The following is a 17,570-nucleotide window of genomic DNA, read 5'->3' on the forward strand; positions in this document are numbered from 1 at the left end:
CTTTGTTATCCTTTGCTTAGTTTTTGGGATGACTTTCATCATATCCAATGCATATAGATAAATTCTCAGAGGTAGAGAGTGTACGAGATAATGATGCTGAAAATAAACGATGATGTTGACTTATTGTCTGCTATTTTAAATATGCAGAGCGAAGAGGAAATTGAAGAAGATCTTCTGACAGCATCGCTGCATCAGGACTTAGATCATTTGATTCAAACCATCCGTCAGCACTTGGGAATGGACACGGCTTTTTTATCTCGTTTTCATCATGGTTATCGCGAAATGCTACATGTCGATAATAGTGTTGGTTGTACCACTGTTCTTCATCAAGGTCATAAAGATAAAAATGAAGAAACCTATTGCCGGCTGATCGCGGATAAAAAACTACCAAATATCATTCCAGATACCTCAAAAAACAAACTAACAAAAGACTTAGCAGTCACCAAAGTGTTGAATATTGGTAGTTACATTGGCGTACCAATCTATCTATCAGACGACTCCATTTACGGCACTTTATGCTGTTTCAGTGAGCGTGCGGATCAATCATTATCGAATAAAGACCTATCGCTTCTAACCCTATTCGCAAAATTTGCAGCGCGTAACATAGAAAAAGAACTTATTGTTTCAAAAATACAGCAAGTAGCCCGTGAAGATATTTTCGATATCATCCATAAAAAACGGCTGAATGTTGTCCTCCAACCCATTTATGATTTGAAAAGTAAGAACGTTCAAGGCTTTGAGTGTTTATCGCGCTTTCAAACCGAACCATATCATTCTCCTGATTATTGGTTTAATAAAGCTAATGTGTCTGGTATTGGTGAAGCACTTGAGTTATTTGCCATTGAGGAGGCGCTTAATTTGTTGCCTGATATTCCAGAGCAGTATTACATAATCCTCAATATCTCTCCTAAGCATCTTACCTCGCCTTATCTGCAAGCCATGTTAGATAAAGCACCTTTGAATAGAATTGTTTTGGAGGTGACTGAGCAAGAATGTATTCCAAACTACAAGGCATTTCGCGATGCTATTCAGCCTTTTCGGGAACGAGGCATGCGACTTGCCGTTGATGACGCTGGAGCGGGTTTTGCAAGTTTTCAGCATATACTGGAGCTGCAAGCAGATATCATTAAATTAGATAGAAGTTTAATTTCTAATATCAATTCAGATCATAGAAAAAGAGCCTTGGTTGCCGCTTTAATCGGCTTTGCAAAAGAAACCAAAAGCAACGTTCTCGGTGAAGGTGTAGAGACCTTGGCAGAGCTGGAAGTGCTACAAGAGTTAGGCGCTCAAACAATTCAAGGATACTTTTTTTGCCATCCGCTGCCAATTGATGACGTGTTAACTTTTTGCTCTAGTCGAGCTTAGTTTGTATGAAAAGAGCCTCTTTAATGAGGCTCTTTATCATGATTGTTTTAATAAAATTTGCTCGTCTTTTTAGAAGACATGAACCTTTTCGATATCAAAACACAGGCTTATTTCTTCGTCGATTTCAAATACTTTATCTTCATTAATAGACGCAATTACCTTATTGCCATCTGCTAATGTAATGTCTAGCACGGTTTCGGTACCAAGACGTTCTGATAATGACACACGGCCATGCATCGAACCTTTTATTTCACCGTGATGAGGCTCTAAATACTGAGGACGAATCCCTAGCTCAAGCGTGTCTCCAATGGCAACATCACGATCGTGTCTAGGTAAGACCACCTCATCTATAACGTCTGAACTGACGGTGATGCTGTCGTTATCATGAGCCACCACTTTTACTTTCACAAAGTTCATTGATGGAGAGCCAAGAAACCCCGCGACAAAGCGATTTGCTGGCTTATGGAAAAGCTCCATTGGTGATCCAATTTGTTGCACTTCTCCATCTTTGAGTACGACGATTTTGTCTGCTAATGTCATCGCTTCAACCTGATCGTGAGTCACATAAATCATGGTGGCATCGAGTTTTTTATGCAGCTTTGAAATCTCCATTCTCATATCCATCCGCAAGGCGGCGTCTAAATTCGAGAGCGGCTCATCAAATAAAAACACTTTAGGATTACGAACAATGGCGCGACCTATCGCAACACGTTGTCTTTGACCACCAGACAGCTGGCTAGGGCGACGATCCAGCAAATGTTCCATTTGCAGAATCTGTGCAGCTTCGTTTACCCGCTGCACTTTTTCATCTTTGGGAACGCCAGATACGGTTAATCCAAAGCCAACGTTCTCTCGTACCGTCATGTGAGGAAAAATGGCATAAGATTGGAAAACCATGGCGATCCCTCGGTCCTTTGGTTGTAAGTCATTGACGACTTTTCCATCTATGGTTAACTCTCCACCAGAAATATCTTCAAGCCCTGCTATCATGCGTAAAAGAGTGGATTTACCACAACCAGAAGGGCCAACAAAAACAACGAACTCGCCGTCTTTGATATCGATATCGACGCCCTTAATAATACGAGTAGAGCCGTAGTTTTTTTCAATGGATTTTAGCTGTAAATCCGCCATGACTACTGTCCTTTTTTATTGTTATCGTCTGTACTTAACAATCCTTCATCATTCACATGTACTGCGACAGGATCTAAAATTTCACCAACAAAGCCATTTGGGCCTTGATCATGAAAACCTATGATAACGGGGCCAGTATCGGTTTGTAGGATGCGTGCAGCATATCGGTAGCATGGTTCATCGCCGTCTAGGAATTCACTTTCTGGGAGGCTCCATGGCCCTTCAGGGTTGTCCGCAACCAAATAGTGATTACCAGTGACTGGTTTACCTGCACGAGCTTTTATAAAAGCATCGGCCCAATGAGAAGACGATGTGCAGAATAAGCAGTACCAACGGCCTTCAAGTTCAAACACTTGTGGTACTTCTAATTGGCCAAAGCCGCCAACAAAAACAGGTTTTTGTAGCTCCCAGTGATACAAGTCGTCAGAGGTAGCAAAGCCAATTGCGCCGCCAGCATTGGGTTCTCCAATACCTGGTGCACGAGCGGTAAAATACATTAACCAGCCTTTGCCATTTGGGTTTTTCATCACCCATGGGTCTCGCATCGCTCGATCATGCCAATGACCTACTTGATGCTGGTCTTCATAATATTGGGCATTTTCGCCGATTATGTCTAAGCACAAGCCGTCTCCCACACGTTTCCAATTATGCAGATCATCGCTTATTGCGTGACCGACACGTTGATATAAACTTTTCTCGGCTAAACAGGTACCAGTATAAAAGAGGTGATATAAGCCATCATCGTCTTTTACCACGCTGCCGGTCCAAGTTGTGGAGTCGTCCCAGGCTGTTGATGTTGAAGGCTCAAAACAGGTGCCTAAATGTTCCCAGTGGATCAAATCTTTTGATATTGCATGAGCCTGAGTGACATTTAAATGGCGCAACTCAGGATTGATAAGCGACTTATCTGCTTGCAGGAAATACCCATGCCAAACATCACCTTCTTTGTGATACCAGCTGTCCCATATCCATTTTTTTTCTAATGCTATTGTCATTTTTATTACTCCAAAAAAAAGCCTATCCTTTGACACCTGTCGATGCGATAGAGGCGATAAATGCACGTTGTAAAGCGAGATAAAAAGCTAAGACAGGCACAGTGATTATGGTGAGATATGCCATAACTTCTCCCCATGCCGTGTTCAATTGAAAAAAGTACTGTAAGCCAACTAATACTGGGCGATATTGCTCTTGCTGCGTCACCATGATTGGCCATAAATATTGGTTATACATGGCTAGGAACTTCAAAATTGCAGCTGTGGCAATGATCGGACCAGACAAAGGCATAACCACTCTCCAGTAAACCTGCCACCAACTGCAGCCTTCTATTCGGGACGCTTCAATAAGCTCCTTAGGCAAATCTTTAAAGTATTGAGCGAACAAGAAAATGGTTAGACCGTCGGCGATAAAGGGGATAATTTGCACTCGATAACTGTTTAACCAGCCCCAGCTAAAGCCATCTAATCCAAGCCAAGGCAATTTTGAAACCATCAACAACATTGGAATCGCTATGGTTTCAAAAGGCACAATTAGAGTGGCTAAAATAATGGAAAAAGCGATGCTTTTTCCTCGCCAGTTGAGGAATACAAACGAAAAACCTGCCATCGAACAAACTAGCAGACCAAGTACAACCGTCACGCCTGTTACAAGGAGTGAGTTCAGCATAAACATGCCAATGGGAGCGCGTTCAAAGGCTGCCTTATAGTTGTCAAAACTAATGTCCCCAATGGGTAGAAACGCTTTAATAGAGGATGTATCTGCTAACAACTGTTGATCAGGTTTTAGTGACGACATCATCATAAAAAGAATCGGCGTGACAAAAATGAGAGCGATGAGAGTCAATACCATATAACGCACGATTAAGCGCAATGTTGGGTTGTCCGTATCTAGTTGAAACATCAGTTTTTCTCCCGTGTTAAGTAGCGCTGCAGTAGGGAAATACTCAAAACGAGTAGGAATAACACGACAGACATCGCTGAGCCTCCAGAAATATCCTGCTTTCCGTAACCGCGTTCTACTGCCTGATAAACAATAGTCTGAGTGCTATCCAGAGGACCGCCACTTGTCATCACATCGATCTGCGCAAATAGCGAGAAGGCTTGCATGGTAATGACGATTACGACTAATACGGCCGTATTACGTAAGCCTGGCCATGTGACGTAGCGGAATGTCTGCCAAGGACTTGCACCCTCAATTTTCGCTGCTTCATAGAGTGTTGGAGAGATGGTTTGTAAGCCTGACAGCCAGATAATCATGTGAAAACCTACCGCCTGCCAAATAGACATAGCCATGATTGAACCGAGCGCCGTATCTTGATTACCCAGCCAGTCCACCGCTTTGAAATGACCAAATGTGAGAGTATTCAGCACACTATTTAATAGTCCGTTTTGGCCGTCATAGATAAAACGCCATAACAAAGAGACGACCACGATCGATACAACGACAGGCATAAAATATATCGACCTGAAAATCTGTATGCCGCGTAATGGTTGGTTAATTAGCAATGCCAATATGAGTGCCAAAGCACCTTGAATAGGGGCAACAAACGCCACGAAGGTAAGGGTATTAACCAGAGCTTTCATAAACACAAGATCACTGGCCATAATCGCGACTTTTTGCTCCCCCCAAGAGAATGAGAACCACTCTTTCATCCCTTGTACATTGGGATAATCAGGGTTATTTCGGGTGAATTTTCTGAGTCTTGGGTATTTATTGTCCCCGTTCTTATCCACTAAAATGTTGCCACTAGCATCGATTTCAGGATCAACTACCAAAATGCCTACATCTAGCATATTGGTGTAGTTTTCTAACCCCACGAACTCTGCTGCGTTAGGGGACATCAAGCGCTGATTCGTTAAAGAGAATGCAATAGCTAAAATAAATGGAATGACAATAAATAGAAGCATCAAGCCGAAACCGGGAGACGCAAACAGCCATCCTGTGGTGTTATGCCGCGTTAATATCGAGTTTTTTTTCATAAAAAATACCAGTATCGCTAGCTCTAAAATATTTTGCTAAAAGTAGGCAGGTAGAGAAGTCCTATACCTGCCAAGGACCTATCAAAACGTATTAACGGCTGTAGCCGCGGTTTTTCTCAATATCGGCATTAATTTCATCAGCTGCGCTATCTAACGTGTCCGCAACATCTGCACCATCAGCGATATCTGCTAAGGCTTTTTCAAAGACTTTTGCTTCAACAATATAACCAGGAGTGACGGGACGAACTAAGGCCTGTGCTTTGGATAGGGCATAAAAAACGGCCAAAGCTCCGCCTTGTCGATAATTTTTTGTTAATTCTGCCGCGGATTGTGTTGGTGGTATTACGCCAATGCTGTCTGAAAATGCAGCTAAGTATTTATCTTGAAGAGCAAATTCAATAAAGTCCGATGCGCCTTGTGGGTGTTTAGAAGCCGAAGAGACTCCGAATTGCCAACTTGCAGCACCTATTTTAGGCCCATGTCCAAAATCAGGTGCAGGCAAAAACAGCGCATCATCACCAAACTTATTTAAGTTTTTTAAAGCCGCCCAGTTTCCGTACCATTGCATCGCATATTTTCCCTCTAATAATCCTGTTTCATGGTCTGCTGGGTCTTGAGAGTTGCCTGGCGCATAGCCATTGACGAATAAGCTTTGCCACCACTCACCAAAGGCTATGGCTTCGGGGCCATTTAATGTACCTTCAGCTGTTTTATAGGTGGAACGATCAATCAGGTCGCCACCGAAACTTTGTAAAAATGGGCTAAAAGCATAAGGAAACCATTCGCCACTTTCAGCCATACCTAAATCAAGCGGATAATCATATTTTCCTGTCGCTTTCAGCTTTTTAAGAACGTCGTTGAATTCTTCTTCAGTCCATGGTGAGTCAATTGTTGGTATACGAGCTCCGACTTCATTTAAGGTTGAGCGGCGTGTCATCATAGCGACGGCAGAGTCCCATAAGCCGATTGAATACAATTGCCCGTCCCAATAGCCTTTAACTCCTGGTAAAAAATCAGCAATTTTTGCTTCGTTGATTAACAAAGGTCGTAAATATCCAGCCCATGCCCAATTAGGCATCACAGGACCATCCACATCTAAAATATCCGGTAAATTGTTCGCTAATGCGGCTGCAACAACGGAGTCGTTGTATGAACCTTGGGGAAATGACTCTAAAACCACATTCCAATCGTCTTGGCTGCTATTAAAGTCATTCACAATTTGATTAATGACTTTTGCTTCCACTTTATTACCGGCACCGTGATACCAAAGCGATAGATCCGTTTTTGCAAAGGCGGAAGTTGAGCCAAAAGTGCCCCCTAAAGCACTTGCAGACAACATGGTTAATGCCAATCTTTTTGTTATTTTCATGTTTTTCTCCCATTGGTATGAGCTATTTTTTAAAATGACACCGATGTCATTTTTTGTTAAAAGTAACTCAGCGTAGCTCTGATGCGTTACTCGATAAATTTATTGGTGATTAAATCTTAAGAATTGATTGCCGCCAAATAACAGGACTATCAACGATGGTTATTGCTGAGTTTGGTGCTTTTTGGTCTTTACCATCAATCAACTTTAAAAGTTGTCGTGCCGCTTCTTGCCCAATTTCTTGATAAGGCAGATGTACCGTGGTTAATGCTGGGTACAAACCTTCAGTAATCGCAAGATAGTTATCATAACCTGCAATGGATATTTGCTCAGGTATACGGATACCCTTGACTCTTAAAATACCATAAAGCTTGAGTGCCATTTTGTCGTTACCACAACAAATAGCAGTAGGCGGACAGGCCAATGAAAGCAAGTGATCAATCGCGTCGATGATCAATTTTTCGTTGTCTAGTAGATCTAGTGTGTCTGCACATAAAACTAACTCAGGATCGTACGCAATGTCGTTTTCATGTAAGGCCTGTTGGTATCCTTCAAGTCGTTGATGCGTTGCGACCATGGATGGGTCTAAGGTCAAGTATGCAATTCTGGAGTGACCTTCTTTTATGATTTTATCCACTAAAGATTTTTGACCCATTTGGTCATTTGGAACCACGGATGTTGTGTGGTTTGTATCAAAGCAGTTTGCTAGTACAGTGTGGATGCTTTTACTGGCGATAGGTAAATCTATTTGCTTATGATAATTCGCCACATAAATAAGCCCTTCAACACGATGTTCTTGAAATGTCCGAATTAAATGAGACACCGATGCAGCAGAATCTCCTGTATCGGCGATTAATAACGTTTTACCAGAGGCTTGCATTACCTTTTGAATACCCTGAACAATAAATAAATCAGGCAAACCAGTGGGTGCATTAGATGTGTCAGAAAAATGAGAAATAGCACCTGTGACCAAGCCGATAAGCCCCGATTTATTTGATCGCATAGATCTCGCCGCAGTACTTGGAACATAGCCAAGAGCTGCAATGGCAGCTTCTACTTTCTTACGGGTCTTTTCTCCGACAGGAACATCATTATTTAATACGCGAGAAACTGTCTTTGGAGAGACTCCAGCGGCTTCTGCAACATCGTAAATGGTCGTCATTTTTATTCTTTTCTCGTTATGACATCGGTGTCATTTTTATTTAAAAATAAATCCCTGTCAACCTCATTGAATATAAAAAGACCAATTTTATTGTTATATTAGGACGATGATGGTTATTTAAGACTCTTTTAAAAAGAGATATCTGATTGGTTTTATTCAATAAAAAGAGCGCTTACTTTTTGAGTTAAGCACTCTTTTTTATAGATAAAAAAAGGTTAAAAGCTTGTGACGACAGTGACGCCCGGTGGGTTGATCTTGTCCATATTGGTTAGCGCGACAATAGATTCTTCCAAACTGATGGTTCGACCAAGCAGTTTCTCTGGGCTGAGTTTGCCAGACTTAATCATTGCCAGCATGGCGTCGTAACGAAATGCCTGCATACCATGGCTGCCGATGATTTCTAGCTCATGAGCGATAACCAGATTCATCGGAATCGGCGGTGTGGCTTGATCGGCTAATAACAAGCCGACCTGAACGTGCTTGCCTAGTTTTTTCAAACTTTTAATAGAGTTGATGCAAGTCGTTGGGTGACCTAAAGCATCGATCGATACATGGGCACCGCCGCGGGTGATTTCTTTAATCGCTTCAGCCACATCTGCCACGCTGGTGGCGTTAATTGTTGCGTAGGCGCCTAGGGCTTTTGCGAGCTCAAGTTTATCGTCTGTCACGTCTACTGCGATAACATTGGCACCAATACTGTTAGCAATCATGATGGCAGACAGTCCAACGCCACCGCAGCCATGAACAGCGACCCACTGACCTGCGCTGACTTTACCTTGATCGACAACCGCTCTAAACGAGGTAACAAAGCGACAGCCAAGGCTCGCTGCTGTGGTGAAGTCTATGGTTTCAGGCAAGGTAACTAGATTCACATCCGCATGATGAATAGAGACGTATTCCGCGAAAGATCCCCAATGGGTAAAGCCTGGCTGAGTTTGATTGCCGCAGACTTGATGATTCCCTCCGTGGCATTCTGGACAAGAACCGCATCCGCTAACAAAAGGTACGGTCACTCGGTCGCCGACTTTAAAGCGCTGAACATCTTTGCCAACGGCTTCAATAATACCGGCAAACTCATGGCCCGGAACGTGTGGCAGCACAATGTCGGGATCGTGTCCCATCCAGCCATGCCAATCGCTACGGCATACACCTGTCGCTTCGACCTTGATCACTACACCATGTTTTTCTGGCGTTGGATCTTCTACATTCATAATTTTTGGTGTGGCCGAAAAGCTTTCGTAGACAACTGCTTTCATGGTTTGCTCCTTTGGTGATCTATACGTCAGACTAATAGACTACTTAATACACTAGAAATTACCTTGCTCTTTTCCTTGTATATTAGAGAACTTAAGAAATATTATTTCAGATATAAGGTTAATTAGAGGGGAGTCTTTCAATGGCGGCTTTGGATAAGGTAGACACTGATATTGTTCGGCGCATGCAGCAAGATGGCAAATTGACCAACGCTAAATTGGCCAGTGAACTATCATTGAGTGAAACGCCCTGTTGGCGAAGATTAAAGCGGCTGGAGGAAGAGGGCATTATAACCGACTATCAGGCAAATCTTGATCGTCGTAAATTAGGCTTCGGCGTGATGGCGTTTGTGCAACTCACTTGTAATCAGCACGATGCCGAAACCACGCAAACTTTCGAAGAAATGATCCAACGTTGCGACAATGTTTTATCCTGCCATAACACCACAGGAGCGGCGGATTTTTTGTTGCAAGTGGTCGCCAAAGACTTAGATGATTACAGCCGCTTTGTCGATCAAGTGCTTAGGAAATTACCCGGTGTGTCTGCGATTGCTTCGAATATTTCTTTGCGGGAATTGAAAGCCTCAACGCGGTTGCCAATATAAATTTGGTGTAACAGAAAGAGGTTAGTTTGCTATGTAAGAATGACGAGTCACGCAGTTACAAAATAAAATTTACATCTACATGGAGGTCAGGTTTGATAACAAGGATGAATAAATAAGTAAGCTTCAGAAAGGAGAGTAACATTGACAAACAATTACGATCATTTGATCCATATTAGAGATCATTCCGAAGTTGCCTTATATGAACTTATCCCTGATGTTGTGTGGATTTTTGACCTTGATAAACACGGCTGGTGGTGGGGCAACTCCGCCTCTCTTAAGTTTTGGGGATTAAACACACTTGAAGACTTGATGAATAAAGACTTGTCTGGTGATACCCAAGGCGCAAAGGATCGCACTGCACAAACGTTTGAGCTGGCAGCGAAGTCAGGCTTAACGATCGACCCTTGGACAACCTATCCAAATGGAAAACCAAAAACTCTGTATATGCGTCATCGTGCGGTTTTGGTCGGGCCGGATAAACATAGAGCCATCATTGCGTTTATCAATGAAGAAGTGAATATTGGGGATATTCCAGAAAATCTATTACTGGTTGAAGCCATGCGCTACACAAGTGTAGTGGTGACTAGCTTCAGTTTTGCTGGTGATCCAATTGTAGAGAATCCAGCCTCTACAGAAGCTTACAAACACCTATCAAGACAAAACACCTCAGAGGGGCAATCTTTCTTTACCTCGCGCTTTGCCAGTTTAGTAGAAGGTCAAAAAATACTAGCACAGGCAATAGAAGAAAAAGGCGGACAATGGACTTGTGATGTTAAAACCTCCGCGGGTCCTCGTAAGCACAGCTTAGATGTACGCATGACACGTCATCCTTTAACGGGAGAATTTTTGCTGCTGATGTCTGAGTATGATGTTTCTGCACTACACACGGCTCTAGAAGCAGAGAAAGTGGCGCAAGATAAACTGCGACGGCTAGCACATTATGATGCCGTGACTGGGATTCCTTCATTGCATTATTTGTTGGAAAAAGAAGGGGAACTGATCGCGAAAGCCAAACAAGACAACCATTTATTATCCATTTTATATTTGGATCTAGATGGCTTTAAACAAGTGAACGATAATCACGGTCACGAAGCGGGTAATCAAGTTCTTACTAGCATTGCTGAGCGGTTACATTCCCAAACTAAAGATGTTGGGCAAATCGTCAGAGTCGGTGGTGATGAATTTGTTATTTGGCTTGATCGTCTTGATGATCGTGATGAAGTGCTTAAATTGGCCAATATCATTCTAAATGTCGTATTAGAGCCTGTCATGATCAGTGATACGAATAAAACGGTACAAGTTAGTACTAGTCTAGGTATTGCTCATTACCCTGAATATGGTGAAGACATGAAGTCGCTTATACAAACTGCTGATAGCACTATGTACCGTGTTAAAAAGCAGGGTAAATGTGATGTACAAGTGGCAATTTAAATAATGAAGCCAACCCTTGATGGTTGGCTTCATTGCTTTTAGGGGTGGTTAAAAGACAAGAAATTACAAGGTCATTACGATACGGCCTGTAATTTCGCCTTTTTCCATATCGGCGAAGATTTCATTAATATCGTCTAAGGATTTTTCTGCGATAATCGCTTTCACCTTGCCGCGTGCGGCAAATTCCAAGCATTCTTCCAGATCTTTACGAGTACCGACGATGGAGCCAACGACACTGACGCCATTGAGGACGGTGTTGAAAATAGGCAATGGCATGTCTTCTGGTGGCAAACCAACCAAGACACATTTACCGCCACGTCGAACCACGTCATAACTTTGTCTGAAGCCCGCTTTACTAACGGCTGTACAAACGGTGGCATGAACACCTGAGGTTGTTTCTAAAATCTCTTTAACAACATCGTTAGTTTTGAAATCAAAGAAATATTCTGCACCGAGTGACATGGACAGCTCGCGTTTCGCAGTGCCCGTATCGACAGCGACTACTCGAAATCCCATAGCAACGGCGTATTGCACCGCTAAATGGCCTAGACCGCCAATACCAAACAGAGCCACCCAATCGCCTGGCTTCGCACCGGACACTTTGAGCGCTTTGTAAGTAGTTACACCAGCACAGAATAAAGGTGCCGCTTCAACATAACCTAAACCTTCTGGAACTTTAACGACATATTCTGCATGAGCCGCACAAAATTCAGCGTAGCTGCCATCAACAGAGTAACCTGCATTTTGTTGTGAAAGACACAAGTTTTCGTTACCTGTTAAACAATATTCACAATGTCCGCAGGCACTGTACAACCAAGGAATACCGACTCGATCCCCCAAGGCTAAATGCTTTACTGCACTGCCGACTTCGACTATCTCACCAACACCTTCGTGACCCGGAATAAAGGGCAGTGTCGGTTTAACAGGCCAATCTCCATGACAAGCATGTAAATCCGTATGGCACACACCGCAAGCATGAATTTTGACGAGAACTTGATGTGGTTCAATCTTGGGTTTAACAACATCCTCAATTTTTAGAATGGCACCAAACTTACTGGCTACAGCTGCTTTCATAACAAACTCCATCTTTTATTTTTTTGTGCTGTTTAGGACAGCGTTATATTTAAGAACACTTTCGTTTGCTTCTTTACTTTAAAAGTAACCAAATAAAAAACTTATCCATCAGTCCAATATGTTTGCATCACAGTATAATTTACATTTTAAACTAGGTTTTTTTGCTTTTTTAATCTGATAACTTTTTGTTTTTAATCAGCTTTTATTTTTGTTGGATAGACTTTCTCTAAGCGAGCTAATCCAACCGCCGAACTTATGCATCACTGTGCTGCCTTTACCGAGTAGCTCATGCATCTCTTCTTCAAATCGAGATTGCTTGCTTTCCTCAGGTTCCGGTAGTGGTGGTAAAATGTGTGCGAAATAGGTTTTGTCGAGCAAGCGATGCAGCAGGCGTTCACCCATAAATGGCTTGCCACTATTGAGTGCTCTGGCGCCTTTAATCAAGTTACGAATATCGTACTGAGTCGGGCTAATATCAGGCACTTGTTTAGGAATGTTCAGTAGTTTATAAACCCCAATACGAGCCGTACGAATGGACGCTTCCATGGTGAAAATAATGTCGTTGCGTGTTTCTACAAACTGTCCAATTAAACCTAAATTAGTGCAACCTTCTGGCACAGCATGAGGGCGATCGCCAGCCGCTCGGGTCATAAATTGAGCCGTAATATAAGGCATGAGTGCGAGGCGAATTTTGGTATTGGCAACAATCACATCAAGCTGGTCTTCAATATTTAGGTGATAACAAAGCTCGGTGAGGATTTCTTTACCGGTGCATTGCGCCATGGTTTTGTGGATACGATTACCTGGTTTATCCATCAATAAGCCATATACCCAAAGAACCAATGTATCGTCTGGTTGGTCTGGGAAATGTGGCTGACGGTTACAGGTAACGCTCATTAGCCAGTTTGAATCGGTAATCGTGATGATGCCGCCAGTGACAGAGCGACCAGAATACGGATCATTTACGGACAAAGTTTTCAGCTTGTCGATAAGAGGAGAAGGTTTACAAGTGAGTGTGGCCGATTCCCAGATGGATTTATCCACATCACCGTAGAATTTTTCTGGCTTGCCGAATACTGGCGATTTTTTTGCCAAATTTTTCCATAAGGTCCAGCCGCTGTTTTCACCCGGATCATGCTTGTCGCAAGTGAGCTCAGGCACGTTTTCCATATCGCCATAAGCCGTGTGTTCCGTCATTGATCCCGTTAGCGTAAAGACCAAATCGCCAAGCCCGACATTAATATGTTTGGCTTCTTCTTTGCCTTCTTTAATGACAACCGCTCGAATACCGGTTACGGTTTTTTTATCTCCAGAAAAGGAGATATCAAGATCTTCCACCCGAGTGCCGAACTGAAAGGTCACGCCTTTCTCGCGCAGCATATCTGCCAGCGGTTTAATAAAGGTATCGTATTGATTATACTTAGGAAAAACCAATGCCGACATATCAGCAAAACCATCGATAGAGTCTAGGAAACGATGCAAATACAGTTTGGTTTCTAATAGGCTGTGGCAATTTTTGAAGGCAAACATGGAGCGGAAAAGGAACCAAAAGTTTGTTTTTAAGAAACCTTCACTGAAATAATCTTCGATACTGATGTCGTCTAATTCTTCCTTACGTTTTAGCATCAAACGAATCAGTTCCCATTGCTGGGATTTGCTCAGACCAAAGTCCTTCGCGTCCAACAATTCGCCACATTTGTGCATTAAACGCGCTGCGGAATAGTTGGGATCGTTGTCATTAATAAGACGGTATTCATCCAGAATGGAATAGCCTTCTGGCAACTCGACTGCAGGTACATCTTGAAACAAATCCCACAGAGTGTCGTAGTTCCAATTCATCTCACGACCGCCACGGATGATATAACCTTCTTCAGGATTACCCGCACCATCCATAGAGCCGCCTTCCACAGTCATTTCTTCTAAAATGGTGATGTTTTCAGCCGGCATATGAGCGTCACGAAGCAGATAAAAAGCCGCCGCAAGGCCGCCGATGCCACTGCCAACAATCCACGCTTTACGATTTTGAATACCTGGAGTTGGCAAAGTTGTGTGGCGAGCATAAGGCGCAATAAAATCGCAAGGCGGTAAGGTGTTTAACGCTTGGTGATGCCAATAATCGCGGGTGCTATCGGGTTCATGTTCGAATCCCTCTGGGGCAGTGGTAGAAATAGTAAACGTCGAAATGTCTTTATGACTCATCACATTTTTCCCTTCTTTAGGCGCATTAGTCGAAATGCTATGTGATCATAGTGGCACAGAAGAAGACGGTGGAAACTGCGTTAGATCAAGGATTGCGTCTTAATTTTCTATAAGAAAAAGAGGTGTTGTAAAAGAGTCTCTACTTATTGCAGTAAATATGCAGTCTAAGTGCATCTCCTGAAATACGGTTGTTTTTAGTCGTGTCATCGCCAACTATGTATGCAGGAACACGAAATAAAAGAAACGTTAACTAGAACAATTTAGCTTAGGAGGAAAATATGCAAAATCAAACTGCACATGCCCACCACATTACAGACATTATTAAAGTGATGAACGGCGGTATTGAATTCTACCAAGAAGCGAAAACCAAACTAGATGACAGTACTTACAACGCTTTTTTTGATCGCATGATTGGTGCTAAAACGGAGGCTGTTACAGAGCTACAACCATTCGCTATCGATCAGCAAGGTGAAGTAGAAACTGATACTAATAATTTAGTAAAAGCGCGTCAGGCTTATACTAAATTAATATCTAAAATCTCCAGTGAATCCACTGCTTTTACTTATGTTGACCAGCTAGAAGAAGTGGAAGATAAGGTACTTGAAGAGCTCGACCTCGCGTTAGAACGAAACCAAACGCAAGACTGTGAAGTTACTCTACGCCGCGTTAAAGTCAGAATGAAAGAGTGCCATGACGAAATGAAAGCTCTGCAAGTAGCAGCTCAGCATTAACAGTTTGTACTTGAAACAAACTGTATTTTCCAAAATAGCAGCGTCTTATTTCGCCGATTAGTATCCGTTTTTTAAAACGAGACCAAGGTGAAAATTAAGCAAAATAGTCGCTGAATACTGCTTTAATTCAAAAGCCAGCATTGACAGATTAGGGGTCAATGCTGGCTTTTTTGTGTCTATTTAACGGGTTCACTTATGGCAATAAATGTTTAGACATCTAATCATTTATTGCAATTGTTGTCGGCTTTTGTCAAAGTATACATAGAGGAGGAGCCTTTATGACCAATTCACAAAAGACGGCAACGGGTGCAATTTTGCTACCGGTATTTATTCCAACCGTTATCGTTACCCTATTTCTTATCGTTGGAACTCTAAGTAATCCAGAGCTTGCAGGGGAAGTATTTCAAAGCGCATTGGCTTGGGTGACTAAGACCTTCGGCTGGTTCTATATGCTGGCTACCGCGATTTTTCTCGTATTTCTTGTTTGTATCGGATTCAGTCGTTGGGGCAATATTCGCTTAGGCCCAGACCACGGAGACCCGGAATACAGTTTTCCGGCTTGGTTTGCGATGCTATTTTCCGCGGGTTACGGTATTGCTTTATTGTTCTTTGGCGTTGCTGAACCTGTCTTGCACTTTTCCCAACCACCTAATGCAACCGCCGAGACAATCGGTGCTGCTCGCGAAGCCATGCAAATTGCCTACTTCCATTGGGGTTTGCATATTTGGGGTATTTATGGCCTGATGGGGCTTGTGCTCGCCTATTTTGCTTTTCGTCATGGTTTGCCGCTAGCGGTACGTTCGGCGCTTTACCCGCTGATTGGTGATCGTATTTATGGCCCTATTGGTCATATTGTCGATGTGTTTGCCATTCTCGGTACCTTATTTGGTTTGGCGACCACACTTGGGTTATCGGTTACACAAATTAATGCGGGTTTGCATTATCTTTGGGAAGACATTCCGATTAATACCACGGTGCAAATCACCGCCATTGGCTTAATCACGTTAGCCGCGATTGGTTCTGTGGTTGCGGGTATGGATAAAGGGGTGAAAAACCTTTCGATTTTGAATATGGGGCTGGCTGTATTCATTATGGTGATTGTGTTTTTCGTTGGCCCAAGTATTCACATTCTTGATGCCTTCGTACAAAACACCGGCTCGTATTTGAGTAACATTGTTGAGCGTACCTTCAATCTACAGGCTTATACGCAAAGTGATTGGATTGGTAACTGGACGCTGTTCATCTTCGCGTGGACTATCGCTTGGGCGCCGTTCGTCGGTTTGTTTATTGCCAAGATCAGCCGTGGTCGTACCATCCGTCAGTTTATTTTTGGCGTGCTTGCAGTTCCGACATTATTTACCTTCCTATGGTTTGCTATCTTTGGTGATACCGCTCTGTATTTGATTATGGAACAGGGCAAGGATGTTTTGATTGGCGAAGTACAAGCCGATCATTCTGTTGCGTTATTTCAGTTCTATGACTTGTTGCCTTGGTCTACTTTTTTATCTGTGATCACGGTATTTTTGATAATCACCTTCTTTGTTACCTCTTCGGATTCGGGGTCATTAGTGGTCGATTCATTAGCTTCTGGTGGCGCACTAGAAACGCCAGTTTGGCAGCGTGTGTTTTGGGCGTCTCTTGAAGGTATCATTGCCGCAACCTTATTGTTGGCTGGTGGCTTAGGCGCACTGCAAACCATGAGTATTCTGGCTGCTTTGCCTTTTGCCATCATCATGTTGATTGCAGCTCTTGGTTTATGGCGAGCCTTGGTAATCGAGGGTCATCGTGGGGCAGCCGTGGAGGCAGCAGCAACTCCAGGTCGAGCTTTCAGTAATGAAGGCAGCTGGCGCAAACGTTTAAGCACCTTGTTTAAGTTTCCTGGCGAAGCCAAGGTGACGCACTTTATTAAAGACGTTGTGGAGCCGGCGATGGAAGAAGTGCAAAAAGAGCTGGCGACTCATGGTTGGAAAGCCAATATAACCAGAGAAAAAAATGGCGTGACCTTCCAGCTAGAGCGTGACGAAAAATTGGATTTCTATTACCAAGTGGTGGCCACGGAACATGAAATACCAGAGGCGCACAGTGAGAACTCCAAATACGATACGCATTGGCAAGCGGATGTGTATATTCGCAATGGTGCTCTGGGTTATGAACTATATGGCTGTAGTCAAGATGAAGTAATACGAGACTTGATTGACCAGTTAGAGCAGTACTTCAACTTTGTTGATGCCGCGCCAGGGCAATTGCCTTGGAATACGGTTTCTTAGACATAGATCTA

The 17,570-nt window shown here is 43.0% G+C and carries 14 protein-coding genes; 5 read left to right on the plus strand and 9 right to left on the minus strand.

Annotation, left to right across the window (positions count from 1 at the left end; translation table 11 throughout):
- Nucleotides 1-93 precede the first annotated feature (93 nt).
- Nucleotides 94-1,365 carry a sensor domain-containing phosphodiesterase gene (locus CCS02_RS13115; protein ID WP_198515377.1) on the plus strand — a complete coding sequence of 424 codons (1,272 nt, stop codon included), beginning with the start codon at nucleotides 94-96 and terminating at the stop codon, nucleotides 1,363-1,365.
- 69 nt (nucleotides 1,366-1,434) lie between these two features.
- Here CCS02_RS13115 and CCS02_RS13120 read toward each other — a convergent pair whose 3' ends face one another.
- The 7 genes from CCS02_RS13120 to CCS02_RS13150 form a co-directional block, all read right to left on the minus strand.
- Nucleotides 1,435-2,496: an ABC transporter ATP-binding protein gene (locus CCS02_RS13120; RefSeq protein WP_100636806.1), complete on the minus strand. Its 1,062-nt coding sequence runs from the start codon at nucleotides 2,494-2,496 to the stop codon at nucleotides 1,435-1,437.
- 2 nt (nucleotides 2,497-2,498) lie between these two features.
- Nucleotides 2,499-3,491: a levansucrase gene (locus CCS02_RS13125; protein ID WP_100636807.1), complete on the minus strand. Its 993-nt coding sequence runs from the start codon at nucleotides 3,489-3,491 to the stop codon at nucleotides 2,499-2,501.
- A gap of 22 nt (nucleotides 3,492-3,513) precedes the next feature.
- A complete protein-coding gene (locus CCS02_RS13130; protein WP_072838530.1) occupies nucleotides 3,514-4,392 on the minus strand; it encodes a carbohydrate ABC transporter permease in 879 nt (292 codons plus the stop codon).
- Nucleotides 4,392-5,471 (minus strand): carbohydrate ABC transporter permease, encoded by a 1,080-nt coding sequence (locus CCS02_RS13135; RefSeq protein ID WP_011978068.1) that lies wholly within the window; start codon nucleotides 5,469-5,471, stop codon nucleotides 4,392-4,394. Before CCS02_RS13135 ends, CCS02_RS13130 begins: the two co-directional genes overlap by 1 nt.
- A 91-nt stretch (nucleotides 5,472-5,562) precedes the next feature.
- Nucleotides 5,563-6,840: an ABC transporter substrate-binding protein gene (locus CCS02_RS13140; RefSeq protein ID WP_100636808.1), complete on the minus strand. Its 1,278-nt coding sequence runs from the start codon at nucleotides 6,838-6,840 to the stop codon at nucleotides 5,563-5,565.
- A gap of 109 nt (nucleotides 6,841-6,949) precedes the next feature.
- Entirely contained in the window at nucleotides 6,950-7,999 is a 1,050-nt protein-coding gene (locus CCS02_RS13145) for a LacI family DNA-binding transcriptional regulator (RefSeq protein WP_100186368.1), read from the minus strand.
- Nucleotides 8,000-8,214: 215 nt separating this feature from the next.
- On the minus strand, nucleotides 8,215-9,255 hold the full coding sequence (locus CCS02_RS13150; protein WP_072838528.1) for a zinc-dependent alcohol dehydrogenase family protein: 1,041 nt from the start codon (nucleotides 9,253-9,255) through the stop codon (nucleotides 8,215-8,217).
- Between the two features lie 140 nt (nucleotides 9,256-9,395).
- On the opposite strand from CCS02_RS13150, the gene CCS02_RS13155 reads away from it, so the two are divergent.
- Both CCS02_RS13155 and CCS02_RS13160 read left to right on the plus strand, forming a co-directional pair.
- A complete protein-coding gene (locus CCS02_RS13155; protein WP_011978072.1) occupies nucleotides 9,396-9,857 on the plus strand; it encodes an Lrp/AsnC family transcriptional regulator in 462 nt (153 codons plus the stop codon).
- A gap of 141 nt (nucleotides 9,858-9,998) precedes the next feature.
- Entirely contained in the window at nucleotides 9,999-11,288 is a 1,290-nt protein-coding gene (locus tag CCS02_RS13160) for a GGDEF domain-containing protein (RefSeq protein WP_100636809.1), read from the plus strand.
- Between the two features lie 63 nt (nucleotides 11,289-11,351).
- On the opposite strand, the gene adhP is transcribed toward CCS02_RS13160, so the two are convergent.
- Together adhP and CCS02_RS13170 are read right to left on the minus strand one after the other, a co-directional pair.
- Nucleotides 11,352-12,362 (minus strand): alcohol dehydrogenase AdhP, encoded by a 1,011-nt coding sequence (adhP, locus tag CCS02_RS13165; protein WP_100636810.1) that lies wholly within the window; start codon nucleotides 12,360-12,362, stop codon nucleotides 11,352-11,354.
- 195 nt (nucleotides 12,363-12,557) lie between these two features.
- Nucleotides 12,558-14,561, minus strand: coding sequence for an oleate hydratase (locus tag CCS02_RS13170; RefSeq protein WP_100186372.1), 2,004 nt, complete (start codon nucleotides 14,559-14,561; stop codon nucleotides 12,558-12,560).
- Nucleotides 14,562-14,839: 278 nt separating this feature from the next.
- Here CCS02_RS13170 and CCS02_RS13175 point away from each other — a divergent pair, with 278 nt between their 5' ends.
- Nucleotides 14,840-15,292: a PA2169 family four-helix-bundle protein gene (locus CCS02_RS13175; protein ID WP_072838523.1), complete on the plus strand. Its 453-nt coding sequence runs from the start codon at nucleotides 14,840-14,842 to the stop codon at nucleotides 15,290-15,292.
- Nucleotides 15,293-15,570: 278 nt separating this feature from the next.
- Nucleotides 15,571-17,559 carry a BCCT family transporter gene (locus CCS02_RS13180; RefSeq protein WP_100636811.1) on the plus strand — a complete coding sequence of 663 codons (1,989 nt, stop codon included), beginning with the start codon at nucleotides 15,571-15,573 and terminating at the stop codon, nucleotides 17,557-17,559.
- Nucleotides 17,560-17,570: the final 11 nt, after the last annotated feature.

The sequence above is a fragment of the Marinomonas sp. ef1 genome (assembly GCF_002806845.1).
GTDB lineage: Bacteria > Pseudomonadota > Gammaproteobacteria > Pseudomonadales > Marinomonadaceae > Marinomonas > Marinomonas polaris.

Coding starts and splice junctions, on each gene's coding strand:
- adhP (WP_100636810.1), bottom strand. CDS start 12,362: ATGAAAGCAGCTGTAGCCAGTAAGTTTGGTGCCATTCTAAAAATTGAG.
- CCS02_RS13150 (WP_072838528.1), bottom strand. CDS start 9,255: ATGAAAGCAGTTGTCTACGAAAGCTTTTCGGCCACACCAAAAATTATG.
- CCS02_RS13115 (WP_198515377.1), top strand. CDS start 94: ATGCTGAAAATAAACGATGATGTTGACTTATTGTCTGCTATTTTAAAT.
- CCS02_RS13170 (WP_100186372.1), bottom strand. CDS start 14,561: ATGAGTCATAAAGACATTTCGACGTTTACTATTTCTACCACTGCCCCA.
- CCS02_RS13120 (WP_100636806.1), bottom strand. CDS start 2,496: ATGGCGGATTTACAGCTAAAATCCATTGAAAAAAACTACGGCTCTACT.
- CCS02_RS13140 (WP_100636808.1), bottom strand. CDS start 6,840: ATGAAAATAACAAAAAGATTGGCATTAACCATGTTGTCTGCAAGTGCT.
- CCS02_RS13175 (WP_072838523.1), top strand. CDS start 14,840: ATGCAAAATCAAACTGCACATGCCCACCACATTACAGACATTATTAAA.
- CCS02_RS13180 (WP_100636811.1), top strand. CDS start 15,571: ATGACCAATTCACAAAAGACGGCAACGGGTGCAATTTTGCTACCGGTA.
- CCS02_RS13130 (WP_072838530.1), bottom strand. CDS start 4,392: ATGTTTCAACTAGATACGGACAACCCAACATTGCGCTTAATCGTGCGT.
- CCS02_RS13155 (WP_011978072.1), top strand. CDS start 9,396: ATGGCGGCTTTGGATAAGGTAGACACTGATATTGTTCGGCGCATGCAG.
- CCS02_RS13125 (WP_100636807.1), bottom strand. CDS start 3,491: ATGACAATAGCATTAGAAAAAAAATGGATATGGGACAGCTGGTATCAC.
- CCS02_RS13145 (WP_100186368.1), bottom strand. CDS start 7,999: ATGACGACCATTTACGATGTTGCAGAAGCCGCTGGAGTCTCTCCAAAG.
- CCS02_RS13135 (WP_011978068.1), bottom strand. CDS start 5,471: ATGAAAAAAAACTCGATATTAACGCGGCATAACACCACAGGATGGCTG.